The sequence below is a fragment of the Leptospira ellinghausenii genome (assembly GCF_003114815.1).
GTDB lineage: Bacteria > Spirochaetota > Leptospiria > Leptospirales > Leptospiraceae > Leptospira_A > Leptospira_A ellinghausenii.
In genome coordinates, this window is the sequence record NZ_BFAZ01000009.1 from 404,836 (window position 1) to 430,972 (window position 26,137).

The 26,137-nt window shown below is 38.4% G+C and carries 24 protein-coding genes; 13 read left to right on the forward strand and 11 right to left on the reverse strand.

The window, feature by feature from the left end:
• Positions 1-246: 246 nt before the first annotated feature.
• Positions 247-1,095: a hypothetical protein gene (locus tag DI076_RS10360; protein ID WP_108959811.1), complete on the reverse strand. Its 849-nt coding sequence runs from the start codon at positions 1,093-1,095 to the stop codon at positions 247-249.
• 109 nt (positions 1,096-1,204) lie between these two features.
• Between DI076_RS10360 and DI076_RS10365 the strand changes: the two genes are divergently transcribed.
• Both DI076_RS10365 and DI076_RS10370 read left to right on the forward strand, forming a co-directional pair.
• On the forward strand, positions 1,205-2,068 hold the full coding sequence (locus tag DI076_RS10365) for an SH3 domain-containing protein (protein ID WP_245918371.1): 864 nt from the start codon (positions 1,205-1,207) through the stop codon (positions 2,066-2,068).
• Between the two features lie 6 nt (positions 2,069-2,074).
• Complete coding sequence (locus tag DI076_RS10370; protein ID WP_108959812.1) at positions 2,075-3,331, forward strand: phospholipase C/P1 nuclease family protein; 1,257 nt, start codon at positions 2,075-2,077, stop codon at positions 3,329-3,331.
• Here DI076_RS10370 and DI076_RS10375 read toward each other — a convergent pair.
• The 3 genes from DI076_RS10375 to DI076_RS10385 form a co-directional block, all read right to left on the reverse strand.
• Positions 3,328-3,708, reverse strand: a complete 381-nt coding sequence (locus DI076_RS10375; RefSeq protein ID WP_108960916.1) for a DUF2237 family protein — start codon at positions 3,706-3,708, stop codon at positions 3,328-3,330. The genes DI076_RS10370 and DI076_RS10375 overlap by 4 nt on opposite strands.
• A 156-nt stretch (positions 3,709-3,864) precedes the next feature.
• A complete protein-coding gene (locus tag DI076_RS10380; RefSeq protein WP_245918373.1) occupies positions 3,865-5,136 on the reverse strand; it encodes a M23 family metallopeptidase in 1,272 nt (423 codons plus the stop codon).
• Entirely contained in the window at positions 5,064-6,269 is a 1,206-nt protein-coding gene (locus tag DI076_RS10385; protein ID WP_108959813.1) for a M23 family metallopeptidase, read from the reverse strand. The genes DI076_RS10380 and DI076_RS10385 overlap by 73 nt, the downstream gene beginning before the upstream one ends.
• Before the next feature lie 101 nt (positions 6,270-6,370).
• Between DI076_RS10385 and DI076_RS10390 the strand changes: the two genes are divergently transcribed.
• Positions 6,371-7,108 carry a glutathione S-transferase N-terminal domain-containing protein gene (locus DI076_RS10390; protein WP_108959814.1) on the forward strand — a complete coding sequence of 246 codons (738 nt, stop codon included), beginning with the start codon at positions 6,371-6,373 and terminating at the stop codon, positions 7,106-7,108.
• Here the strand turns inward: DI076_RS10390 and cutA are convergent.
• On the reverse strand, positions 7,078-7,401 hold the full coding sequence (cutA, locus tag DI076_RS10395) for a divalent-cation tolerance protein CutA (RefSeq protein WP_108959815.1): 324 nt from the start codon (positions 7,399-7,401) through the stop codon (positions 7,078-7,080). The genes DI076_RS10390 and cutA overlap by 31 nt on opposite strands.
• Positions 7,402-7,452: 51 nt before the next feature.
• Here cutA and DI076_RS10400 point away from each other — a divergent pair, with 51 nt between their 5' ends.
• Complete coding sequence (locus DI076_RS10400) at positions 7,453-8,241, forward strand: NADase-type glycan-binding domain-containing protein (RefSeq protein ID WP_108959816.1); 789 nt, start codon at positions 7,453-7,455, stop codon at positions 8,239-8,241.
• Here DI076_RS10400 and DI076_RS10405 read toward each other — a convergent pair.
• Together DI076_RS10405 and DI076_RS10410 are read right to left on the reverse strand one after the other, a co-directional pair.
• Positions 8,238-9,311 carry a hypothetical protein gene (locus DI076_RS10405; protein ID WP_108960918.1) on the reverse strand — a complete coding sequence of 358 codons (1,074 nt, stop codon included), beginning with the start codon at positions 9,309-9,311 and terminating at the stop codon, positions 8,238-8,240. The two genes, DI076_RS10400 and DI076_RS10405, sit on opposite strands and share 4 nt — an antisense overlap.
• A 99-nt stretch (positions 9,312-9,410) precedes the next feature.
• Positions 9,411-10,505: a DegT/DnrJ/EryC1/StrS family aminotransferase gene (locus tag DI076_RS10410; protein ID WP_108959817.1), complete on the reverse strand. Its 1,095-nt coding sequence runs from the start codon at positions 10,503-10,505 to the stop codon at positions 9,411-9,413.
• A 133-nt stretch (positions 10,506-10,638) separates the two neighbouring features.
• Here DI076_RS10410 and DI076_RS10415 point away from each other — a divergent pair, with 133 nt between their 5' ends.
• From DI076_RS10415 to DI076_RS10425, 3 genes are read left to right on the forward strand one after another with little or no spacing between them, the layout of a single operon-like run.
• On the forward strand, positions 10,639-11,913 hold the full coding sequence (locus DI076_RS10415) for a valine--pyruvate transaminase (RefSeq protein WP_108959818.1): 1,275 nt from the start codon (positions 10,639-10,641) through the stop codon (positions 11,911-11,913).
• Complete coding sequence (locus DI076_RS10420; protein ID WP_108959819.1) at positions 11,910-14,228, forward strand: hypothetical protein; 2,319 nt, start codon at positions 11,910-11,912, stop codon at positions 14,226-14,228. The genes DI076_RS10415 and DI076_RS10420 overlap by 4 nt, the downstream gene beginning before the upstream one ends.
• Before the next feature lie 48 nt (positions 14,229-14,276).
• Positions 14,277-16,544 (forward strand): arginine/lysine/ornithine decarboxylase, encoded by a 2,268-nt coding sequence (locus DI076_RS10425; RefSeq protein WP_108959820.1) that lies wholly within the window; start codon positions 14,277-14,279, stop codon positions 16,542-16,544.
• A 139-nt stretch (positions 16,545-16,683) separates the two neighbouring features.
• Here DI076_RS10425 and DI076_RS10430 read toward each other — a convergent pair whose 3' ends face one another.
• Positions 16,684-17,325 (reverse strand): hypothetical protein, encoded by a 642-nt coding sequence (locus tag DI076_RS10430; RefSeq protein WP_108959821.1) that lies wholly within the window; start codon positions 17,323-17,325, stop codon positions 16,684-16,686.
• Here DI076_RS10430 and DI076_RS10435 point away from each other — a divergent pair.
• On the forward strand, positions 17,324-18,358 hold the full coding sequence (locus DI076_RS10435; protein ID WP_108959822.1) for a calcium/sodium antiporter: 1,035 nt from the start codon (positions 17,324-17,326) through the stop codon (positions 18,356-18,358). The two genes, DI076_RS10430 and DI076_RS10435, sit on opposite strands and share 2 nt — an antisense overlap.
• On the opposite strand, the gene DI076_RS10440 is transcribed toward DI076_RS10435, so the two are convergent.
• On the reverse strand, positions 18,348-19,274 hold the full coding sequence (locus DI076_RS10440) for a DNA-processing protein DprA (protein WP_108959823.1): 927 nt from the start codon (positions 19,272-19,274) through the stop codon (positions 18,348-18,350). The two genes, DI076_RS10435 and DI076_RS10440, sit on opposite strands and share 11 nt — an antisense overlap.
• A gap of 11 nt (positions 19,275-19,285) precedes the next feature.
• On the reverse strand, positions 19,286-20,200 hold the full coding sequence (locus DI076_RS10445) for a tetratricopeptide repeat protein (RefSeq protein WP_108959824.1): 915 nt from the start codon (positions 20,198-20,200) through the stop codon (positions 19,286-19,288).
• 50 nt (positions 20,201-20,250) lie between these two features.
• Between DI076_RS10445 and DI076_RS10450 the strand changes: the two genes are divergently transcribed.
• From DI076_RS10450 to DI076_RS10460, 3 genes are read left to right on the forward strand one after another with little or no spacing between them, the layout of a single operon-like run.
• On the forward strand, positions 20,251-20,679 hold the full coding sequence (locus DI076_RS10450) for a GNAT family N-acetyltransferase (protein ID WP_108959825.1): 429 nt from the start codon (positions 20,251-20,253) through the stop codon (positions 20,677-20,679).
• Entirely contained in the window at positions 20,676-21,449 is a 774-nt protein-coding gene (locus DI076_RS10455) for an SDR family NAD(P)-dependent oxidoreductase (protein WP_108959826.1), read from the forward strand. Before DI076_RS10450 ends, DI076_RS10455 begins: the two co-directional genes overlap by 4 nt.
• A gap of 1 nt (position 21,450) precedes the next feature.
• Positions 21,451-22,791, forward strand: coding sequence for a DUF445 family protein (locus tag DI076_RS10460; RefSeq protein WP_108959827.1), 1,341 nt, complete (start codon positions 21,451-21,453; stop codon positions 22,789-22,791).
• Here the strand turns inward: DI076_RS10460 and DI076_RS10465 are convergent.
• A complete protein-coding gene (locus tag DI076_RS10465) occupies positions 22,779-24,797 on the reverse strand; it encodes an Lnb N-terminal periplasmic domain-containing protein (protein WP_245918375.1) in 2,019 nt (672 codons plus the stop codon). The genes DI076_RS10460 and DI076_RS10465 overlap by 13 nt on opposite strands.
• Here DI076_RS10465 and DI076_RS10470 point away from each other — a divergent pair.
• Both DI076_RS10470 and DI076_RS10475 read left to right on the forward strand, forming a co-directional pair.
• Complete coding sequence (locus tag DI076_RS10470) at positions 24,770-25,672, forward strand: hypothetical protein (RefSeq protein WP_245918376.1); 903 nt, start codon at positions 24,770-24,772, stop codon at positions 25,670-25,672. The genes DI076_RS10465 and DI076_RS10470 overlap by 28 nt on opposite strands.
• Before the next feature lie 59 nt (positions 25,673-25,731).
• On the forward strand, positions 25,732-26,127 hold the full coding sequence (locus DI076_RS10475; protein ID WP_108959830.1) for a hypothetical protein: 396 nt from the start codon (positions 25,732-25,734) through the stop codon (positions 26,125-26,127).
• The last annotated feature ends 10 nt before the right edge of the window (positions 26,128-26,137 follow it).

A 26,137-nucleotide genomic window follows, 5' to 3' on the forward strand; every position in this document is an offset into this window, starting at 1 on the left:
TCGAATCTAAGATTCAATTACGTTCGTTCGAAAGATCGATGGAAAAGCCAAGGGAAACCTTGGCTTTTTTTGTTTAGGAAGGAAGTTGAAAGATTTTGGGTATATATCTTGCAAAAGAATGAACTTTTCTCAAAAGAATTCTCGGTTTTCAAGAAGGGATTTGCAAAATGGAAAGAGTTGTAGTAGAGAGGACGTATTGGGTGGCGGGTGGTCAACCCCACCCAATACAGGGCGGGGATACTAAATTCACACTTTCCCCCCAAACCGCTCAAGCATAGGAACAACCCCATCTCGCGACTGCCTCGCCGTATCGTAACCCGGAAAAATCTTATATAATTTTAAATAAAATTGTTTTTCGACGCGTTTGGTACCAGCACTTGTGCGTTCCAGAATATCCTTTGTGTAAAAATGAAATTCAAAAAAACCAATTTTAAATTTTCCATCTACGCTCAGTCTACCACCTAACCGTAATCTTAATGGTGTTTCTATGTTGATACTCGGATACATAGGAAATCCATCTTCAAAATCTGATTTTGTGATCTGAATGGTTTCTTTCATATCCATTTCCAGAAAATCTTTTTGATTTGGCAGTTGGCACAAAACTTTTCCTTCACGGCGAAATTCTATCTGGTAGGACAAATACTCTGAATTTTCAACATCAATGGGAAAAACATCAATTCTGAGGTGGTGATCTAAAATTTCAGTCGAATGGGTGATGATATTTCCTTCTCTTTGTCCAATCACTATGATTCGATTTCCTTCATTTGGGATTGAATACTTGTAGATCGTTCCCGGTTCCGGTAAATCTCTTCCAGTTACCGTTCGTTCATTGTGAACGGGAGTTTGTGTGATCGTATGGACATCGATGATATTTGGATCTTCCATCTGACTCTCCATGGAACCTTTATCAGTGGATTTTAAACTTTGTTTTAATTTAAAAAGTTCAGAGGATTTAAGTTTTGCCAATGCAAGTTTTTGCATGACAACGATTAGTAGAAGTACGGCAACAAACAAAACCAAAGCAAACACCCATATCTCATAAGTGATCATTTTCTCTTCTAAGATTCGAATTTGTTCTAATGAATATGGTTTCATATCGGTTCTTGTTATGTTTTGATTTTTCTAAAAATCAATCTTACATTGAATATCGACTTCTTTGATTCAGAAAAATACCCTTTGTTAGGAAAAGAGATCGACTCTAGTTATGCACTTCCCTATTTTTTACACTATGTCAGGTATTGTATTCTTCTTATCTCTCCTTTTAACGAGCCTCATTTCGCCAATACTCTCACAAAATCATTGGGATGATTATATCGCTGAAAAAAACATTAAATCCACCTATTACATATTTGGTGACAATGTAAACTTGAGAGAAGCAGATCATCTCAATGCTAAAGTAATCCGAAAACTGCCTCTAGGAACTGTGATTAAGATTCTGACAAAAACGAACCAAATCTTAGAACAGAATTCATTGAAAGAATTTTGGTATAAAGTGCAAGTTGGTGAGGAGACTGGTTATCTTTGGGGAGGCCTTATCTCAGATTATTCATTTCCCCTGAACGACACGATTATCCTTTGTAAAAATCTTGGAACAAAAACTAAAAAATTGGAATTAAAGATCCTCCAAGGATCGAAAATTCTAAGCCAAGGAAGTTTTGAAGTTGGACCATTGAGTAATGAATCATGGGACCATACGATATACAATCCGAGTCTTTTTTCACCTAGCCCGCATACAATATTTGCTATCAAATTTTTAATCTTTTCAGAAATTGAGTATGGTTATTCAAATGAACAAGTATTCACTTTGAACCGAGAATTGAAAATTACACCGCAGTTTTCGTGGAATCCGGGTTCTTGTGATCCACCAGCATGTGCGGAAACATGGTTAGTTTTCCCAAAAGATACCTTACCGGAAGATAAAAAAATGAGTCGAAAAACCCTAAAGGGAAAAGAGAACACAATCATTGAACTTATGCATAGTTTCGATTTAGATGAGACAAACCAACATGATTTTTACCAATCTGAATATGTGTGGAATGGATCTCAGTTTCAGAAAAAGGAAAAATAAACACCAATGAAAAAACAAATCATCTACAGTATTCTTATATTATTTTCTATTCCATGTTTTGCTTGGAATAATCATGCAGGTATTACCTATCTTATATTAAAAGACCATTGGAAAAACCAAAACACTCCAAATGTCAAAGTGGAATCATTAAAATCATTTTTAACAAAAGAAAAAGATTCAATTCAGGAAACACTATCGCTTTCAGAAGATTGGGCTCTCAATCGTTTGCCTCATTTATCTAAAACAAAGGATGAATTGAAATTTTCGCCTAACACAAAAGATGTGGATATCGTAACCAAATTTTACCTTGCACTTCGCGTGAATCCCAAACATAAAGCTGCATTGTACATCCAATCGGTTCCAAGAAAAAATGGAAAAAACTTACCACTGGACGAACTCACAACATTGAATGAAAAGGGAAAACTCGTAAACGAAACGTTTCTCTCACTCAAAGAAGGGCAGATGATTGGTGCCGATGAAGTCATTGTTTCTGCAACAGATGAACCTGATTATGATTTGGACTTATACCTTTTCGAAGATAATGTAAGTGATGTGGGTAAGTTATATGGTTTTGGTTACCAACCATTCGGAAATCCTGCAGTTGAGTTTTCATCCCAAGCACCATTCCACATGGGTTTCTTTTATGAACCAAAAATCATTTTTACTCTAGCTGGATTTTTAAAACGTACATACCCAGAACTTAGAATCCATCAATTTACAGAATTATCAAAATTAGCCTTTAGAAAAGGACATCCCTATTGGGGTTATCGATTTGCAGGTTGGGCATTACATTACATACAAGACCTAACACAACCTTATCACTCATCTGTATTGCCAAGAGTGAGCGCTTCCAAACAAATTGGAGTTCAACTAGTTTCAATCGTTGGTTACCAAACTCCCAAAGACAATATGATTCAATTTGTGTCTGGCCGACATACTTTGATTGAAGAATATCAATACTATCTCATTAAAAATGTAATCTCTTCCAAAAACTGGAAACACCCAGTTGTAACTTCGATTATGAATTTTGGACCGAATGATTTAACAGAATGGAAAAGTTTGGATGATCTCCGTGTGAATGTTTGTAAAGAAGCTTATGATGCAGGTGAACCAACCGACGAACAATTGGAAAACCTAAACATTCCAAAGTATGAAACTTTATATGACGAAAATCATCCCATTCATACGATCTTAGCAACTCTTTTGAGAAATACATCCAAACACACGAGAGCCTATTTGGATTCACTCAATGTGAAACGTTAATCGATAGGTTCGACAGCAAATCTTTCCAGAAGTTCCAAGGGAATGATTTCTAACGCTCGTTTGTGAGTTGACTCTAAAAAAACCTTAGGAGCTACTCCGTTTCGATATGCCTCGAGCCACCTTGAGGCACATAAACACCATCGTTCCCCTGGTTTCACACCAGGGAATTCATATTCAGGCCATGGAGTGATGAGATCATTTCCTGATTCTTTTTGAGAAAGCAAAAAGTCTTCAGTTGCCAATACACAAACGGTATGAGAACCAAAATCCTCATCTGAAGTATTACAACACCCGTCCCTAAAAAATCCAGTCAAAGGATCTGTAGAACAAGGTAAAAGAGGTCCGCCGAGTACATTGAGAGATTCATCCATATTGATACAAAATGTATAGGAATCTATAAGAGACAAGTGAGGAAAGTTGTTTCTCTACACAAGATATGAAAAAAGAAGGGGGTTTGCACCCCCAAAGTACGACCAAAAGGTCTTGGAAAGCCCAAAGCCATACTACTATACATATATTTACTTGTCAAACGATTACGCGCTAACTTGAAAGAAAAATACTTTTTTTTCGACACCATTCACTTTCACAACCATCTTCCATTTTCCTATAAAATTTGGGTGTTTTGGGATTTCGAAATAACGAAATTCGACCGCTCCTTCATTTTGTGAGAACCAATTCATATAATATGGCTCAACTTTATCACCATCAGTTGTTAGTAAAAGTTCGATTTGATTTTTAGTAGGTTTTAAAAATTCCAATTGTAACGCATAACGATCACCCAACCGGAAATTTGTATCATTACATTGAGTTAACAATTCTTTTCCATTGGACTTACATAACAAGATATCTTCTTCCAATAAATCCGTTTTTGGTGGGTCAATCCCTTGCCTAGGTTTCCAATATAAATAAAAAGGAGATAATGTTTCGTGATCGTTATATTGGGTTCTAAACGATGTGGGGAGTGTTATAATTTGAGAATCTTTTGTTGGTTTATGAACTTCAAAATGCAGATGTGGCCCTTGCGAATAACCAGTGTTACCCGAATAACCAATCAATTGTCCTTCTTCCACTTGGTCTCCAATATTTACAGTAACTCCGTCCTTTTTTAAATGAGCATAGTTACCGATAGTCCCATCATCATGTTGGATCATTACATAATTTGCTTTTGACAATAAATCTTTTCTAACTCCTCCTTCTGAATATTTTTTTACAAGAGAAACAACGATTCCTTTTCTTGCTGCATGAATTGGAGTGCCGATCGGCAAAGAAAAATCTAAGGAATACTTTAAATAACCCGAATGAGTGAATCCTCCATTGTATCCTTGTCCGATTCTTGCGCGAATACCACTTGGGAATGGTAAGGAATAAGAATACGCATCATCATGTTTGGCATCCCAATCTCCCATATTGACTGTGATAGAATAGGAATAAAAAAAAGATTTTGTAACATCTACAATCTTTAAGTTTGTTACAAAAACTGGATCGGCACCTCGAAGGACAAAAAATTTGGGGGACACTTGATCCGAACTCATATTTTTGAGTGAAATATTGATTGTGACTGACTTTATTGCTGCAAGGTTCGGATCTTTATTTTTTAAATACAGTTCATAGCCATTTTCAGTTGGAACAAGGATTGTACATGTGCTCTCAACGATACAGGATTCTTCTCCAATCATTTCAGGCGCAGAAACAATCGGTAAGGTAATCAAACAGAATAATAATATTAATTTTTTCACTTTAAACTCGTTATTTGGAATTCCATTTTCTTTTGGGTAATATGGTTCACTGTCACAGTGAGGTTCCATTCACCATCTAAAGGTTCCTGAAATTCTTGGATGGGTATCATAAATGAAGTCCACCAATCTTCTTTTTTAGAATCCCAAGTATATTCGTAAAGTATGTTACTATCTTTTTTACGCAAAAACAATTGAAAAGTATAAAGATCAGGTCTTAAAATTGGAAGCGTTATGAATATTGGTTTCAGTTTCGAAAATATGTTTTGGTTACAAAGGCTAACTTCGTTTGCCTCTGAATTTTCACATAAATAAATTCCATCGGAGTCAACTAACTTCTTTTCAGGAGGGGTTCCAAATTCTCGTCGCCAAACAAGAACTCCTTCAGACAGGATTTCGCCATCCGACATCTGGGTTCTAAATTTTGTTGGAATTGTCTTTTTTCTCAAAGTGTTAGTTGGTTGGTATACTTCAAAATGAAGGTGTGGTCCCTCACTATATCCTGTACTCCCCGCATAACCAAGGAATGTTCCTACATCCACATGTTGTCCTCGTTTCACAACCACACCCATATATCGTAAATGAGCATATTCTGCAATGGTTCCATCATCATGAAGAATCTTTACAAAATTGGCGGATTGTTTGTATTTTGGATCAAATCCTCCTTCATTATTTTTTTCTTCGGTATCAATTACGATTCCTGGTCTTGCAGCCATAATCATATCATCTTCTTTCAGTCCAAAATCAATAGAATACCGATTATCTCCCGAATGGCTTTTTTTCCCATGATAGGCTTGGAAAATTCTAACCTTCAGTTTCGAGTCAAAGGGAAGTTCATAAATATAACCTGAATTATGTGATACATGATAATTCCCCAAAATCCACTTATAGTGTATCTTATAAGAAATCTTCTTTCGTCGGTTAATGGTCTTTAAATGGAATAATTTAATCCTCCTTTTCCCTTTCAAAATTGTGACAAGTGGCAAAGGAACCGAACTTTTCATATTTTTGTATAAAGCATTAACAGAAATTGATGTTTCCGTCACGTTTGTTGCAATCTTATTTTGAAAAAAAACATCAACACCATTTCGATTCGGCTCAAAGTCTACGCATACACGATTCATAGAACAATAAGAAAGTGGTTCATTGGCAAATAACAATCCTAAGGGTAACAAAACCACTATTGAAAATAAACCGAATCTCATAATGATGGAATCAGATTATAGAAAAGAACAGTTTCGACAATCTATTTTTCCGAGATAAAAACATAGTTGCATAAAGAATTATTTTTTATGAAAGTCGACAGATGAGTGCAAAGCTTTATACGTTTCCGATCTCTCACTTCTCCGAAAAAGCAAGATGGGGTCTCGACTTAGCAAACTATCCTTATTTGTTAAACCCATTAATTCCTGGCCAACACATCCAAACACTAAAACCGCTTGTGAGTGATTTGTATGTTCCCGTTTTGGAAACTGATTCCGGAATTGTCCAAGGTTCTGGGCATATTTTAGATCTAGTGGAAGAAAAAGCCTTTGGTTCCAAATCTTCTGAAGAAGAAAAACAGATGGAAGAAACGATTGATTCAAAAATTGGGAAAAGCCTACAGACACTCTTATACCATTTTATCCTAGATTATCCGGAAATTGTAGGAAAACTTTTTTTACTCAATCCAGCAAAACTTTCTGATACTGTCTCACCACCCGAACATTTTGAATTGATAGCTTTATCACTAAAACGCAGGTATAAAATTACTCCTAAAAACATTGATGTCGTAAAACTGGCATTAGATGAATGTGCGAAAGAACTAATTGAAATTTATAAAACAAAAAAGTACTTCAATGGAAAATCTTTCGGCAGAGTTGACTTAACAATTGCTAGTTTGATGGGAATGCTCGTGGAACCAAAAGAGTCCCCTGCTTACCCATGGTTTACTTCTATCACAATGCCAGAATCATTCCTCCAATGGAAAAAAGATCTTGGATACGATCTCTTGTTTGATAAAATCAAAGAATTTTACAAAGACTTTCGGATCCAGTCCAAATAACTTGGATTCCCTTTCAGAATAGGCCAACCAACGATGCAGGGTATATCATAAGAATGCAAATCTCTTATCCTCTGTATCAGTGGTTCTGATTTTTCCATGGTAGTTTTCAATAAACAAACTACTTCCGTTGTTTCCTCTAATTGTTCGTTCCAGACATAAATCGATTCCATCTGATCAATGAGATTTGCGCAAGCTGCTAGTTTTTCTGTTACAAGAATCTTTGCCGTCTCTTTTGCTTCCGCTTTTGAGGGAAAAGTGGTATAAACTGTTACATATTCAATTTCAAATTCCATAAATAATATTTCCTACTTGCCCATTCTATCCAATGCTTATGATTTTGCTTTATGAATCTTCGTAATTTCAAATCCACATTACTCATCCTGAGCATTTGTCTCCCACTATTTTCCGAATCATTAAATCCACCTGTCATCACATCAACAAGCCAACTCCAACCCAAAACCAAAAAGTACATCCCAGTATTCGCCATGGATGGAAAACTAAAAACAAGTTGGGTAGAAGGAGCGGAGGGGGAAGGATTAGGCGAATCTCTCCAATTCAAATACAAAACTCCAATCAATTTTAGATCACTTTCCATTTATAATGGGTTTGGTGATCCTAAACTATGGGCTGCCAACAACAGGATCAAAAAATTAAAAGTTACCACGGAAAGTGGCATCGAAGAAGTGGTCACTCTAAAAGACTCACTCTCAAGGCAAGTGGTAGAATTCAAAAACGAAATCCGAGCTAAAGAAATTTCCCTAACAATCCAAGAAGTATACAAAGGAACCAACTCAGAAAACACAGCCATTGCAGAAGTGATGTTTGATTCGGAACAAGCTGGTTCAGCATTAGTTCCACCTAAGAATACTTGGGCAATTGGAAAATGGAAAACGAAATCAAATATTGCAAGGATCCAACTTCATAATGATGGAACTTGTGAAATGGGATATGAAACTGCAAAAATGTTATGTACTTGGACAGAAAAAGGGGACAAAGTCATTGTTAGCCTAGAAGCAACATTACCTCTAACCAATACTGATATTTTGGAAATCAAACGTAGAGGGAATGCCACTGACCCAGTAATTGAAATCAATGGTAAACACGAATTTGTTCTCAACAGAGATGAAGTTTAAACAGATTCTCCCAAACTTCCTTCGGTCCATGTAGACCAAATGGATTCAACCACAGTAGATTCATTTTCTACTGTGGTTTCAAAATACAATACTGCATTTTGGTAGGCTTTTCCAGTTAAATCCCGAACAGGTGTGAGTAGAACCAAATCACAATTTAGATCAGTTTCTAATTTCCTTAGTAGTTCCCATTCCTTAAGTTTTCCTTGTTTCGGATAAGGTAAGACTAGTAGTCCACTAATCATTTCCGATTTCACGTTTCTTTTTTTGCGAACTTCCCATAAAATGCGCCCTATCGAATAACGAAAATTAAATTCTGAAACAGGTTGCACAACAGTAATACCAGCGCCTCTATACAGAAAACCATCAATTGCACAAGGCCCTGTGTATTCACTTGGGATGAGATTCTTCAAGTCTTTTACTAGATCATATACTTTCGGAAGGAACAAGGCTTCATATCCACTATGATTGCCACCAATGTGAATTCCTCTAAATCCACCATCATGATCAATCCACATGTTTGTGGCTGTGAGATAAAAAAACTCACTCTCTTTCACATCCCAAAGTGTGGAAAAATCAAAAAAACGAGAATCTCCCACCCACTCTTCACAAACAATTGGATAACCAAATAAACGTTTGTTTACTTGAGAGAGTTTCCATGAATCAGAAGGTGTTTTGAAGATGATATGATTTCGGCCTGCAAGTCCAAATTCACTTTTTAAAACCACAGGTAATTTTGCCTCTTCTAAATCGGCAAACAAATGTTCTTCGGATGAAATCAATTTGGCAGGAAGTGGGGAGTGGTTTTTGCGAAAGTCAAGTTGGGTGACCTTAGAATTAAGATACCTAACCATTTCCAATTGAATCGGATCAATTACAAGTTCACCATCTTCCCAAAAATGACGCCTACCCCATTCGACAAGTGTTACATCTTGTAACAAAGAGCCAACTAACGTTGGGATACCTGGAGTGAAACCTTTTTCTTTCCAATGTGAATACAATTCATCAGACGGAAGTTCTTCGACAAGGACATAGTCCTCTTCATTTGTGATGGGGAAAAATAGTTTCTCCAAACAACGATTCCTCCTCTTAAGTGAGGAATCTAAATTGAGAGGAGGTGAATGGAGTTTATACTCAAATAATGAGTCTAAGTAGTATAACTTTGGCACCAATCAATAGATACGTCGGATAGCGGTTGCAATCCTTTGCACATTATCTTTTGTTAGGTTAGGATAGATCGGGATACAATGCCCTCTTTGGAATAACCTTTCTGCATTTGGGTATTCTAAATGGTTTTCTTCCAAAACTCGGTGAAGTGGTTCTTCTACTGTCCTTTGAGTTCCAATATGAATTGATTTAAAGTATCTTTGGATTTCTTCATAATTTTGACCAGAGACAACAATCGGAAACCTTTGGAATGTATCTTCGTTTGGATTTTGGAAAAAAGTTTCGAGCCTTGAGTTTTGAACAGCTTGCAAATATGCAGAGGCAATTTTTTTCTTACGTTCTAAAATCACACCAAGTTTTGACAATTGTTCGATTCCAAGAGCAGCTTGGTAATCCACCAAATTATAATCATATTTTGGTTCACCAAAGTTGCGTTTTGCGGTAGTACCAGATTTATAAGATTTCACAACATTCGCCAATTGACTTTCAGCAGTGATGATCATGGCACCATTACCTGTGGTGATAATGTTTTCAGCGCTAAGTCCACAGATGGCAATTTTGGATTGTTTCCCAACTGTGATGGTTTCGGAAGTGGCACCAATGGCTTCGGTGAAGTCTTCAATCACTTCCAATCCATCGATGGAATAATCAGTGATTCGTATAAGGGAACCAAAACTGTGATCAAACAAGGCAAACTTTGCACCAGATTCATTTTTTTTACGTAAAAATTCTTCAGGGCATGGGTGGAAAGAATTACGTTTTAAATCCACTATCACCGGTTTTGCTTGGATTAAAAAAAGCGCATCCAACGCAGAAATAGGTGCATAACTTGATAACAAAACAGAATCACCAGCTTTCACACCTAACCCAAGCAAGGCGAGGTGATAAGCAGAAGTTAAGGAATTAGAGGAAATGGCATATTTGATTTTAAATGTATGGCAAAATGTTTTTTCAAAACGTTCTACAATTTCACCAGTGGAAAGATGTTCTTCCACGAGACATTCTAAAACACCCTTCAGATCTTCTCTTGAAAGGGTAGGTTTGAAGAATTCGATGTTTTTTTCTTTTCGAATCGGTCTTTGTATTGTTTCGGTGCTCATCCAACAGCACTCCTCTTTATTATGTCACTTAAATACTCGATTTACGAATTATGTCACTTCATTTTTCGAAATGCGAACATAATTTTAGAAAATCCAAGGAAAATTGGTTCTGAGTAGAGAAAGTTCCCAAAATATGACCGAAACCATGGACCAAATTTACTCTTTGTGGGCCGACCGACTCCGAAAGAACCAAGGGATCCGATCACTAATGGAAGACTTAGGCAAGACCACTGGCCACCCCAATGAAATCCTCCTAGGTGGGGGTAACCCAGCTCATATCCCAGAAGCTGAAGCGATATTCGAAGAAACGTTTGGCAAATTGGCAAAAGACCCCATCCTTCGTTCCCTTCTCGGAGATTACCAAGCACCGATTGGAAACGACTCCTTTCGCGAATTGGCTGCAGAGTATTTGTCTCCACTCCTCCAATCAAAATTCAAAAAAGAGAACATTGCATTTTTCAATGGAAGCCAAAATACCTATTCCTTCCTTCTAAACCTCCATTCAGGACTTATGGCAGATGGGAGTTTTAAAAAAATACTATTGCCAGTGGTTCCAGAATACATTGGTTATGCGGACCAATCAATTGCGGAGAATGTGTTTTTAGCAAATCCACCAAATGTAGTTTCGACTGGGGAAAACCGTTTCCGATATGAGTTAAACCAATCCACTTTCGATCTAGCGGATGTAGGTGTTTTGGCAATTTCCAGACCAACCAATCCAACAGGGAATGTCCTTTCACTAGAACAATTGGAGTGGATGGAAAAAAGTACCACAAAACAAAACATACCGATTCTCATCGACCTTGCCTACGGAAATCCATTCCCAAATTTAATTGGGAAGGAATCACCCATCCAATACAAAGAAGGACGAACTTTATCCCTAAGTTTTTCCAAAATCGGATTACCTGGAGTCAGGTTTGGAATTGTAGTCTCAAATGAAGAAACAATTGATACCCTCTCCTCTTTTGCTGCTGTGTCAAACCTTGCGGTTGGAAATTTGGGAGTGTATATGATGCAAATCCTTTTCCAAGAAAATTTGTTACCCAAGTTATCAGAAAACATATTACGTCCGTTTTATGAAGCAAAAGCAAAACTCGCGCTCCACTTGTTCACAGAAACATTTAAAAAGATGGGAGTTGAGTATGAAATCCATGATCCAATGGGTGGTTTTTTCCTCTGGATTCGATTTCCATCACTATCCATATCCAATCATGAATTGTATCACCTTTGCAAAGATAAACGGCTCTTCATTGTTTCAGGACATTATTTCTTTCCTGGATTAAACACTGATTTTTCGCATACGAAAGAATGCATACGTTTGACATATTGCCGTAAGGAAGAAGAATTAGCCAGGGGAGCCCAAATCCTTGCAGAAATTGTGGCCTCTCACCAGGCGAATTCCAAATGAGTGAAGATAGTATCGATTTATCAGACACAGTCTTAGAGAATCCCTCATCTAAAGAGGAGAATACTTCTGAGAGACCATCTGCTCAATCTTATATATTTTTGTCTGATTCTGTTGGTAGCCTAACTCCCACAGCACGTTGTATCTTAGATGAATTGAAAGACTGGCACAAACGTGTAGAAAAACATGGGAGTAAAGAGAAACACGCATCGTACCTCATGACAGTGGACAAACTTCCAGAGGCCCTTGGGAAGTACACGAACCTAGGTGCACAAGGTAGATCGGAAAATTCCATCCACCATGCTCTCCGCCAAATTTTAGACATAGACCACCGTGGACAAAATAGAGCCGCTTATGCATACCCATATCTGATTCGTACGGGAAGTAAAATTTCTTCAAAAATTGCCCTCATTGCACCACAAAACGAGAACAAGACGGACACCCAACCATACAGGCAAGCTTGTTTTCGATTCTCACAAGAACTCATCAAAGTTCTATTAGAAAACAGAGCCAAAAAAGGAAGGAACTGGGACGAAGACAATCCAGGTTCACTTCTTTTACAAAAAAACAAAGATGGGAATACTTGGCTTTATCCCAAGTTAGGTTCTCTGGAAGCAGAGATTTCCTCACTTGTTCGTAAAGGATTTGGGAACTTACCATATATCCCGATGCCAGATTTTCTACAAGACTTCACACTGTTTGCGAGAGAACAAAATTTGGCACTTCCTATCTTAACCGATTATCATATTGTGATTGATGAACTGAATATTTTACCTGATGGAAGTTTCAAACGATTACCAGAAGTAGTTAACCAAATCCTTGCACACTTAAATGGATTGGAACATTTTGCAAAGGAACAACTCACAAAACTTGCAAAAGATGCAAAATACGAATCGTTCTTAGCTCAATTTAATGAATACATATCTGTTCCGAAATTTTCTTCTCTAGAAGCAAAGATGAATCCGGAAGAAGAAGTGAAAAAGTTTTTATCCATCATCGAAAACTTTCCTGTCCCTGCAGAAAAAAACAACCGTGCACTTTCCATCAAAGAAACCATAGATCTCAGCATTAAAATTTTAAAACGACTTACGGAAGAAAAAGGATCAGTTTTAACGAGAAAAGATGATAGTATTTATGGCACTGTCAAAAATGCAGTCATCAGTAAAATTCCGGAACATACAAAAAATCATAATACACTATTACGCATCAACTTTGAAGAAGAAGTTGCCAATGCCGGGATCACAGATCCAGATAAAGTGTCTGAATACATCAAACGATTAAAGGACGATGTATTCTCAGAACATTCTTACTATGAAGAAAAAACTCCGGACGGTCGAGTTGTCTATTATGTTGTTGACCATGGTTATATGGCAGCTGTTATCCACAAACTTGCGTTTGAAGGGAGAACCAACCCAGAATACAAAAAACAATTGGGTTATGCCAAAATTATCAATCATAAACTTTCTAATCCCAAACACCCAGGACTCAATAGCAAACTCAAACCCGAGTTAATTGCCAAACTCAATGCGGATGTCAAAAATATGGAAGTGGAGGAATTGGAAAAGGAAAGGTCCAATGAAATTCGTTCACGTTTTAATGTCATTCCAGGGATTTTAACATTCGTTGTGAGTACGATGATTTTTATCACAGGGGCGTATTACTTACGTTCTGCGATGCCAATCTTTTTTGGTGTTCCTTTTTCTGTGGTTCTTGGATTTTTAGCTGCGATTTATTTTAGAGAAAAAACTACAGAAGAAATCCGAGAAGACATTAAAAATTCAGGGAAATTTTCTGGTGTGGGTGACTGGGGAAAACCAAGTTACTCTTCCAGTTCCTCACCAAGTTATGAAGAAGAACAAGAGACTAGCAAAAAAGAAGAAAAACTTTCTCACATTTACAAAGCTGCTGACAATTTTGTTTTTCCAAAACGATTTAATAAAATCACAGACAAAGTGTTAGATCCAAAATCCTTACGATCCCGTATCTACGAAAATTTGGACAATATCAAACGGAACAACATGACCCTCGCCAAAGAAAAAGATGAGGATAAAGTTGCTTCCACTGTTGAATATGCGGTTTTACAATCTGTGTCGACAATCGTTATACCCGATGATGTAGCCGTACGTGACCTTCCAAGCACAATTCTCATCAACCGAAATGATATGAAATCTGCGCTTTTCCGAACCCAATTGGCAGATTTTTACCGCGAAGAGATGAACAAAAAGAAGTTCGATAAAAAATTAGTCAAATACTACACCTATCTCATCAATACAGTTGAGATGGAGTATTACAAATACCTTCCGAAAAAACGAGTTTAGAAACTAAAATCATTTGATTCTCTGTGGGACATACCTCCTATGGAGTTGATGTATCAAAACGGTATCGTACAATTTCCTATCATCATCATTGATGAAGATTTTCGTTCCGAAAATGCCAGTGGTCTAGGCATTCGAGCTATTGCAAAGGCCTTAGAAGGCGAAGGAATCGAAGTTTTGGGTGTGACCAGTTATGGAGATCTCACGAGTTTTGTACAACAACAAAGCCGGGCTTGTGGATTCATCCTCTCCATTGATGATGAAGAGTTCACTCCGGAGACAGAAGGTGAAGTACCGGACGCTCTTCGACAACTGAAAGATTTTGTGACCCAAGTGCGTCATAGAAACGCAGACATCCCTCTTTTTTTATATGGAGAAACGAGAACAAGTCGTCACATTCCCAATAGCATTTTAAAAGAACTCCATGGTTTCATTCATATGTTTGAAGACACACCTGAGTTTATGGCGAGGGCCATCCACAGAGAAGTAAAATCGTATTTGGATAGTTTACCTCCACCGTTTTTCCGAGCACTCACTCAATATGCACATGATGGAAGTTATAGTTGGCACTGCCCTGGTCACTCAGGTGGTGTTGCCTTTTTAAAAAGCCCTGTGGGTCAAATGTTCCATCAGTTTTTTGGTGAGAATATGTTACGAGCTGACGTGTGTAATGCGGTGGATGAACTCGGTCAACTTCTCGATCACACGGGTCCCATTTCTGCAAGTGAACGAAATGCTGCCCGAATTTTTCAATGTGATAGTTTGTACTTTGTGACGAACGGAACCTCCACTTCCAATAAAATTGTTTGGCATAGTACCGTTGCTCCTGGCGACGTAGTGATTGTAGACCGTAACTGCCACAAAAGTATTTTACATGCTATTACCATGACAGGAGCCATTCCTGTATTCCTCATGCCAACACGAAACCATTTTGGTATCATTGGCCCTATTCCCAAATCCGAATTCACTTGGGAAAACATCAAAAAGAAAATCGCAGAACATCCGTTTGCAAAACATGTAAAAGGGAACCCAAGAATCTTAACCATCACACAAAGTACTTATGATGGAATTCTGTATAATGTGGAAGACATAAAATCTGAGTTAGATGGTAAAATTTCCACCCTTCATTTTGATGAAGCATGGTTACCTCATGCTGCGTTCCATCGTTTTTATACAGGTATGCACGCGATAGGATCTGACAGACCACGTCCGAAAGAAAGTATGATCTTTGCAACGCAGTCCACTCATAAATTACTCGCGGGACTTTCACAAGCAAGCCAGATCCTTGTCCAAAACAGTGAAAAGGAAACTTTAGACCGAAATTTATTCAATGAAGCATTTTTGATGCACACAAGTACAAGTCCACAGTATGCCATCATTGCCTCTTGTGATGTGGCTGCGGCGATGATGGAATCTCCTGGTGGGAATGCACTTGTGGAAGAATCCATTGAAGAAGCTTTAGATTTCAGACGAGCGATGCGCAAAGTGGATTTGGAACTAGAAGAAGATTGGTGGTTTAGTGTTTGGGGTCCAGAAGCCCTCGCCGAAGAAGGTGCTGGCGAACGAGATGAATGGATCCTCAAAGCAAATGATCGTTGGCACGGGTTTGGTGACATTGCAGAAGGCTTTAATATGCTCGATCCGATCAAAGCAACAGTCATCACACCTGGTATGAGTGTGGAGGGTGAATTTGCTGATTGGGGAATCCCTGCCCTTATTCTCACCAAGTACCTTGCCGAACACGGGATCATCGTCGAAAAAACAGGGCTTTATAGTTTTTTCATCATGTTTACCATCGGTATCACAAAAGGCCGTTGGAATACAATGGTCACCGAATTACAACAGTTCAAAGATGATTATGATTCCAACCAACCATTGTGGAGAGTGATGCCAAAGTTTACGGCAGCACATCCAAAATACGATCGTATTGGTTTACGTGACCTTTGCCAATCCATGCACGAAGTCTACAGAGCCAATAATATTTCTCACCTAACAACTGAGATGTATTTGAGTCCGATGATCCCAGCAATGAAACCATCAGAAGCGTTTGCAAAAATGGCCCACCGGGACATTGAACGAGTTCCAATTGATGAATTGGAAGGAAGGATCACTTCCGTGTTACTCACTCCGTATCCACCAGGGATCCCACTCCTCATCCCAGGAGAAAAATTTAACTCAACGATCATTCGCTACTTACAGTTTGCTCGTGAGTTTAATACAAAATTCCCTGGGTTTGAAACAGACATCCACGGTCTTGTAGAAGAAAAATCAGAAACAGGAATTTTGACATACTTCGTTGACTGTGTGATAGAGTCTTAAGTCGATAAAACCAAGGAAACAAAATCTCTAAAAAAATCTCTCGTGCAGTGTATGCTGCACGAAAGATCAAACTTCTAAAGTTTTATATTGGATTCACAATATTTCATTCGAAATGATTCGATCGGATTTTTCTGATGGATTATTCCCATTCAATCATTCGTACAACATCTTTCAAACAATCTTCCCTAGTGGATTGGTCTCCTTTTGCTGTTGGAAGTCCTGAATACCATTTGCCGTCAGGGAATTTTAAATCCACCCAATAGGTAAAGAGTGTCGTTTCTCCATTATTGTTTTTGATTTCGATGTTCAAAAGTTTTAAATCCGAAAGTCCTGTTTCTTTATAAAATGTTTCTCCATTTTTGGTTCGGATGCGGATCTTTTTGGGAAGGACTTCATAAGTAGTTCCTTTTTTTTCTTCCCGTTTTGATTTGAGTTCCCAAGAATCAATTTTAATCGAATCAAGTTCTGCGATTGTTAATTTCTTTTTGTATAAAATCCCATCTTTTGTATGTTCAAAGAATATCGACTGACTACCGCTAGTTGATTCTCCTCGAACCGTTCGTCCATCACAAAGGGTTAAGTTCAAAACCTTTGTTTCCCCCGATTCTTTTTCACCACGGGCATTTCTTGGTTCTTTCGTTTCTTCATTTGGTAACGAAGGCAAACTAGGTTCTTTTGGCATTCGTGGTTCTCCGAAGGCCGGAGAAAAAAAACCGAGGGTTCCGAGCCAAAGAAAGAGTCGCAGTCGAAGTAAGTAGTCCATATTCTGACCTTTATCCATGGATGCATTTCTGACTGCAACTTTTCAAACCCTACCCTTACCATTCCTCATACTTGTCATCATTGGCTCTATCCTTGTCCTTGGGAAAGCTGCTGATGTTTTGGTAGACGAAGCCGTTTCCCTCTCCACAAGATGGGGTGTCCCAAAGATGATCATTGGTGCAACGATTGTCAGCTTAGGAACCACTCTTCCAGAAGTTTCTGTTTCTGTCCTCGCTGCCCTCGAAGGAAATCCAGGAATTGCCCTGGGAAATGCTGTGGGATCGATTATCTGTGATACTGGACTCATCCTCGGGATTGCCATTCTCATCTCACCACCTGACATCGACAAACGCCTTGTCAACCGCCAGGGTTGGATCCAAGTTCTCAGTGGATTTTTACTTGTGTTTGCTGCTCTACCATGGTCAAACCTGGCATCCGTATTCACAACTGGTGGACGAATTGACCAAGGGACAGGGATTGTCTTTTTAATTTTATTAGGTGTTTATGTTTACCTAAGCATTCGTTGGTCAAGGTCCAAACCGGGGGAACTCGAAGCAGGTCTCGATGACACAACAGAATATGACGAGTCTCCTTTTTGGATTGTCTTCATCAAACTGGTGACTGCCATCACTCTTGTCATTTTATCATCAAAAGTGCTTATCCCTTCTGTCCAAGAAACAGCAATTCGATTATCAATTCCTGAATCCATCATTGGGGCAACTCTTGTCGCCTTTGGAACGAGTTTGCCTGAACTTGTCACTGCCATCCAGGCTTCAAGGCGTGGGCACTCAGAACTTGCTGTGGGTAATATCATTGGTGCCGATATTTTAAATGTCCTCTTTGTATCAGGTGCTGCGGCAGCCGTAACCAGGAATGGCCTCGAAGCTCCCGTGAGTTTTTTCAGTTTTTATTTTCCTTCGATGCTCATAGTTCTCGTTTTATTCCGTTTGGGAATTGTATTCTCCAAAGATAAAATCAAACGTCCGTTTGGTGTATTTTTGCTAGTGATCTATGTAATCGCAACAATCGCTGGGTTTATCTTTAAAGGTTAAATTGAAAATCCAACACCTCTTCTTCCTTTTTCTTAAGGAAGGAGGTGTTTTTAAGTTTTTGCCACTCTTCGTAAGAAAAAATGATTCGTTCGATCGTTTCCGTTTTTACGATTTGACTCCCACCACACAAATGACTTGCACCTTGCCGTAACAACATCTTCCCTCCTTCGTTATCAAATTGTTTTGGGTGATCAAAGACAAAAATTTCCCTGTTTTGTTCCATGGCACTCATCGCTGTGGAAATAGTGCCCGATTTTTTACCTGATTCCATGATAAAAACCTTTTGGCAAAGTCCAGAAATCACACGATTTCGTTTCGGAAAAGTCCATTTGGCAGGTTCTGTATGCAGGAGGAATTCAGAGATTAACAATTGTTTGGGGTCATTTTTAATTCGTTTGTAAAGATCACGATTCCCCGGTGGGTATTCGATTCCAAGTGTGGTACCGAGGACTCCCACAACAGGGATTCCGAATTCGAGTGCAGTGACGAAAGCCTGTCTGTCAATCCCGAGGGCCATTCCAGAAACAATGGCGATGTTTTCTTTTTCAGAGAAAGAACCCACAAGTGCTTTTGTTGCTTGTAAGGAAACAGGCGAAGATTTACGGGTTCCCACTATGGCAACAAGGTCTTTCTGCAATAGAGTTAAGTCACCCATTCCCACAATCACTAGTGGGGGATCATAAATTTCTTTTAGAAGTTTTGGATAATTGGAATCATAATAGGAAATTAAGTTCCAACGAGGGTCTTTGTTTTGTTCCCATACTTTACATTCGGATAACCAAAATTTCCAATCTTCTTCTTTAAAAAACATGGGTAAAGTTTGGAATAATGGTAAAAATTCATGATAATTACGCCAAATCTTTGTTTTGCGTAAAAAAGAAAGGACTTTCGGATGACCCAAAATGGAAAGTACCACATGGGATTAGGTCAGTTAGATTTGTTTTGGGCCCCGAGTACACTTAAATTCTTTAAGACATTTTGATAAGAAGAGTTTTCTTCCAAAGGTTCGCGGATACTTCCTTTCCCCTTCATTTCTTCTAAAATGGATTTGATTCGAATATATTCATCATGGGCGAGAGAAGTCTTTCCAATTTGGTATAAAAAATTAGCCTTCGCAAATCGAGTGGGAACATTATAAGGTTCTTTTCGCAATATTTGGTCTAACAAAGAAAATGCGGAATCCAATTCATCATAACCACTTGCCAGTTTTCCATTCCAACTTTCATCCTTCAAAGAAGAATCAAAATAGATCAGAGCTAATTGGAATGGGAAACGAGTATCGTCTTTGTCTAATTTTGCCAATTGTTTGAATAAACTAATAGCACGACTCCTTCGTGTAGGTTCCCATCCCATATCTTTAGATGCATTTGCATAAGCAACAGCTGTTTCATATAACAATTGTTTGTCTAGTTTCCCCGACTGGATAGCCTTTTCAAAAAAAGGGATTGCAGATTCGTAAGAATGGATTTCATATCCACCTTGTTTTGCATTGGGAATGGATTCTGTGACGGCTTCCTCGTAATAACGAACACCCACATCTGCAGAACCTGCACGCATATAAGCGCGGGCAATTTTCCAAGAGAGGGCTGCCGATTGGTTGGACTTTTGGACCAATTTTCGGATCCGTTTGTCCATTTCTTCAATTTCGGCTTCTTCCAAAGCTAGTTTCTCTTTCCAATTGACGATGTCTTTTTCTGTGGGTTCTCCACCGATTCGTTTGCGGTACCGGGATTCTGTTAGGGATTTTAAGTAATCACAATGGGTAAAAAAGAGGAGCATACCCAAAACAACTCCCCACTTGAGTGCGAAAACCATTGAAAACCAGTTGTTTTTTGTGCCCATCGGTTCGATTTTAGTTTCTTTCTTTTGGATGAAAAGAAAAAAATGTGATTATGTCTCTTAGTTTTCAAAGGTTGGGTGAAGTCCATTTGCCAGTGATCCTTACTTGGGAAAAACTATGTTTTCCAGGTGAGGAATGGACAGATAAGATGATCCAAACTCATTTGGAATTCCATGCCGCATTTGGCATAGGTGACCAAAAAATACAATGTTATGCGTTAGTTTGTGAGACACCTTGGGAAATTGAAATTTTCCGAATCGCTACACTACCCAACTTCAGAAAGTTAGGCCTAGCAAAACAATTGTTAGAAAAATTATTTAAGGAATTTCCAAAAAAGGAATTTTTCTTAGAAGTGAAAGAATCAAACGAACCAGCAATCAATCTCTATTTGTCTGCTGGTTTTAATGAACTTGAGAGACGTAAAAAATACTACCTAGACGGATCAACTGCCGTTCTAATGAAGAGGAATCCCATCGAATGAAAAATGCATATGTTACAGGCGCATCGCAAGGTATCGGAAAAGAATTTGTTAGAGCACTCGGCAAAGATTATAATGTTTTTTTAATTTCTCGGACGGAAGCGGACTTAAAAAAAGTCATTCTAGAATTGGAACCAAAGTCAAGAGGAATGTTGAAGTATTTCGTCTTAGACCTGACCAAAAAGAAAGATGTGGAAGAACTATCAAGTATCATTGAAAAAGATAAAGATGCAGAACTTTTAGTGAATAATGCAGGATTTGGAACTGTTGGTGAGTTTGCGACCCTTCCTCTTGATAAAGAATTAGATGAAGTGAGTTTGAACGTAAAAACACTTGTTCACCTTTCACACACGGCACTGAACCGTTTCAAAAAAAACAAAAAAGGTTACCTAATCAATGTGGCATCTATCGCTGGTTATCTGCCAGCACCTGGTAGTGCGATTTATGCGGCAACAAAAGCGTTTGTTAAGTCTTTTACTGAATCCATTCACGAAGAAGCCAAAAACTACGGCATTCATGTACAAGCACTTTGCCCAGGCCTCACTCATTCAGACTTCCACCAACGTGCAGGAATTAGTAAGTCTAAATACCCTTCGTTTATGTGGCAAAATGCAGATGAAGTCGTCGAAGAGTCGTTAAGCGCACTCAAATACAACCAAGCAGTTTGTATCACTGGAAGTTTTAACCAAGGTGCAATCACTGTTTCAGAACTCATCCCTCGAGGTTTTTTACGAAAACTCAGTGGTAGATATTTAAAATTAGAAGAGGAATAAGATGGATGTTGCTAAGTTAGATACTTGGTATCGCAGACTCCTCGTATTATTTTCTGTTATTTGTGGTGGATTTCAAATATACTACGAAGGGAATATTTGGATCAACGCAATCTTTGTTGTGCTTATGGCGGGAATGGTTGGATATTACACCAACTTCCTTGCGATCAAAATGTTATTCCAACCAAAACATGGGAAGGTGCTTGGTTGGTCAGGGCTTGTTCCCAAAAACAAATCAAAAATTGCAAAGTCTTTAGGTGAGAGTATCCAAAGTAATTTACTCCATCCCGACATCATCATTGCTTATATCTATGAAAGGAACTTAGTCGAAACTGGAATTCAAAAAATTGTCAAAGAAATTGACGAAGCCATCCACAACGACGAAATCCGCACTCTACTTGTTACCAAAATCATTTCCATGTTAAAGGAACGTGGTCCTGAAATTTTAGAAGTGATTTTCGATTTTTCAGAAGAAACCATGAAAAAAATGGCGGAACGTCCTGAAGAAGTACAAAAACTTTGGGAATACACAAGAAACCGCCTAACATATTACCTAACAGAAGAAACGAATCGTGAAGAGTTGGGAAAACAACTCCGTGTCATTTTACTAGAAGAGATGCCGAAACTTGCGAACCTTTTAAACGAAGGACTCGAAGAATATTTAAAAACACGAAGCACCTTGGGAAAAATTGGAATTGGTGTGAAAAAAATATTTTCCTTCAACGAAGACGCAATCCGCGAACTTTTAGAACGGTTTGTCAAAGACCCCGAAACATCCGATCAATTTATGAAAATGATGGATGATATGATGGCTGGTTTACAAGAAAGACTCAATTCCAAGGAAACACAAGAATTCATTACAGGTAAAATATCCAATTGGTTGGAAGCCAGTGGTGATTACGCCAGACAGAACCTATTGCCGTCGGGCATTGAACGTTTACAATCTTATTTGGATGATCCAAACAACTGGGAAGAGATCGAAAAAAACTTTTTCCGTGCAGTGGATTGGGTGAAAAAACGCCTTCTTGAATTTATGAATAGTGAAGAAGGAAAAGCGTATCTCAAAACCAATATAGAAAAATTTGTCCATAATATCAATGTAACAGCACTTGTGGAAGAAAGAGTGATGGCACTTGATACAGATGATTTGGAAAAAATGATTTTGGACAATACTGGCGGGAATTTGGTCGTAATACAATTCTTAGGTGGTATTTTGGGTATGATTGCGGGACTCATCCAAGTTCATATCTATTTTGCAGTTCCTGTGGGGGCTTTAGTTCTCATCACGTATTTGGCACATTACAGAAACCAAAAAAGATTTGAAGAACCATCTCAAAATAAATAATGATAGGAACCAGATACTTCTTGGTAGTTTGGTTCCTTTTTCATTTCCACTCGGAATTCTGATTCTTGTGACAATAAGTATCGCAATGTTACAGTCGATCCAATTTGGTTTTTGATGGTTTGATTTACATAATGTTGGAAAAAAAACCCACCTAACACCTTCCAGTTCCCCCACTCTTTTTGGTAAAGGGTTTGGACATTGGGTCCAAACCTTCCCCCTTGTTCAAAGCCAGGGTGGAATTGTGACTTAATACCAAGTAGAAAAGAAATAGCCCCAAATCGATCTTTGGTTTTCGAAAATTCATCGGCAAATGTCCAACCTGCGGCAAGATCCAAATTTGGAACTTGTTTTCGTTCCCATTCTGTTTCCGCTCTTTGCTTCCAACTTTCCCACCATTGATTCTGTTTGCCTTTGATTGGAGTGGTTTGGATTCCAAAGTCGAATAAATATGACCAATGTTTTGATATGGAATTGTAAGGGCTTAACGAAACCAATCGAACTAGTGTTAAAGATGTAAGTTCTATTTTTTTCCCTTCATACTGACGAATGTTTCCATCCAAAAACACCAACTCTCCGTTTGGTGGGGAACCCTTACTCACATTGAGTAAATCATGGTAAGCAAAACGGTATTTCCATTCCAAAAATGCTCCAAAATTGGAAGACCCACCACCAAGAACAATCCGTGATTTGGGATGTGCCAATTCAGGTGGAGATGGATTGAGACTTGGATACTGAGGTTCTGTTGGATTTGGGAACCTTGAACGAAACTCTAATGTTTTTTGTTCATTGGATTTTTGCATCTCATTTGGCTTTGGAGATTGGAAACTTTGGTAACGGGAGGCTAACAAAAAAGCATCGAGTACGAGCGATTGTCGGATTCCTTTCTCCTTATTTTCTAAGATGTGTAAATCAAAGGTTTCTTTTTGATATCTTTCTAATAAATGATAGAAGGCTTTTTTTTCTTCCGGTTCCATTTGTCGGATAAGGAAGGTGATCTCCGAATACAACGATGGTCTGTATTTTGTTTCCTCGACAAGACCTTCTGTTTGGGTATACAGTTTAATGGTATCAACAGGACTCACAACACCACCTAATTTTGATTTTAGATGGAGTTCTGGTTTTACAACATCCAACCATTCGACAAGGAATGTCCCACAGTTGGCATTCAGAAAATAATAATCAAATTCTGCCCGAGACAATTCCCATAAATGAGAAACAAGGAGTTCCAACTCATCTTTGTTTAACGACAATCGGTATTCCCATAAATCGCGACTTTCGAGGTCATTGTATTCATTCACTTTTAAATAATAGGGGAACAAAGAAAACTTGGCTTTGAATCCACCAAACAATCCATGATAGGCATAACGAATGGGATCTAGATTGGGAGTATCGGCCGAAACATTCACCGCATAATCTAAAATTTCGGATCCGTTCTCTTCATTTGACTTCTGGTTGAACTTGAGCATTGTATGCCCAAAAACAGAAGCAGGTGACATGAGATAATAGGAAGCAAACACAACTGATACCGAATCGGCATGGATTGATGCTTTCCAAACTTCATAGCGATCACAACGAATTCCATTTCGTTTCAAAAAATCTACACCAAACGTTTGTTTAATGAATTTATGCCTCGTGGGAAAGGAACAAACAGGATGGATGAGTCCTTCTGGAATGGGTTCCTCTACAAAAAAACTACGAATGGTTGCTTCCAATTCCTCTTTTGGATTGGTTCTACCTTCGGAAGAAAAGAAAAAACGAGAATTTACGATTTTACTTTGGTAATTATCCTTTCCTTTCGATTCATAATGGACGAGTTTGAGCCACATGGGATCCAAATCAAACCGCCTAACAACGATTTCATCCAATATGGATTGCAGTAAATTTTGATCTACTTCTCGTTTCGGAACAAAACCACCCCATTCTTTTGTTTTTTCTGCATCCAGGAAAAGGAGAGAATTGGGTTCCCCGAGGAGGGAAAATGGTGCAAAACAAAATTGCAGTGTCAAAACAAGGACCCACTCAATTTTCGTTTTTTGCATTCGCACAAACCAAAATTCTCCCTCCTCTCAAAATGAAAAAATGCTTTTTACTTCCATCCGTTCCCTTAGAAATTGTTGAAATGCAAATTCTAAGATCGATTTTTCTCATCCTACTTGTTTCTTTTTTCAGCACATGCCGTTCCACAAGTTCTGCCATTTCTCGATTGCCCTCCCTTGGCGAATCAGAGCTCTTTGTTTCCGAAGAGATTTTCCTACTCAAAAACCTCATCCCTGTGACAAACAAAAAAGATACCTTCAACAAAAACATGTTTGTTGGTGATCTGAATTTTTCTGGTGGGATCTCCCGCGAAAAAACCATCTGGGGGGAACAAGTGGTGACCAAACAAATCGAGTTCCTCAATGAAACAGGAGTTAAGGATGAGTCCGTGAACTATGTCCAGTCTATCGTGACAAACCGATTCAAAGGGTATCAGAAATTTACCATATTACAACCTTCCAAACTCTTCCAAGTCCAGTTCCAAAAGGACTTAACAAAAGTTGCCGACGAAGGTGTAGACAATATCAACATCCCAAACGAAATTCCCCAATTCAAACTCTCTGCCAATGCTGATTTTAAAGGGAAAAAGGGAGTTTTACTCATCCCCATCATCCAATATGCCTATTCCCATAACGCAGGTTGGTTCAATGGCCAAGACTGGGGTTGTATGGCGGGTGTCAGAGCAAAACTGGTGCTAGTGTGGGTCCAAATGGAAACAAAGACCGTTTTACATGTGGAAGGTTTAGAATCAAAACAAAAGGAACCTCAGAATAACCGCTACAATTACCTAGACCGCACACGCAACTTTCAAAAAATTTGGAAAGAAATTGAGCTTCAGATCTAGAATTTGTTTGACTGATTCTCTATCGTATATCTAATCTTAGTCTCTCGGAGGAACTCAACTTGAAAAAAAGTTTACTTTTTTTAATCGCTGCAGTAGCGTTCGTTGCTAACTGCTCATCTACTACAAAAACTATGCCAGGTCTACATACTGAATCAGTAAGTCTCGCCCCTGCAGACTACACTATCAGTGGTGAAACAACAGGTAAATCCTGTGGTGGAAATTTTTTAATTTTCCCATACGGAATGAATGACAAGTATGGTTCGGTATCAACTGTATTTGCACCAGGTTTTGTTGAGAGACAAGCTGTTTATGATGCAATTTCAAAAGTTGAAAATGCAAATTACCTAGTTAACCCTAAATTTGAGTACGAGTCCACTTACTATATTATTGGACAAAGTGTTTGTGTCACTGTAAAAGCAAAGGCTGTTACATTAAAGACTGGCCCTGTTAAATAAGGGAGGAACA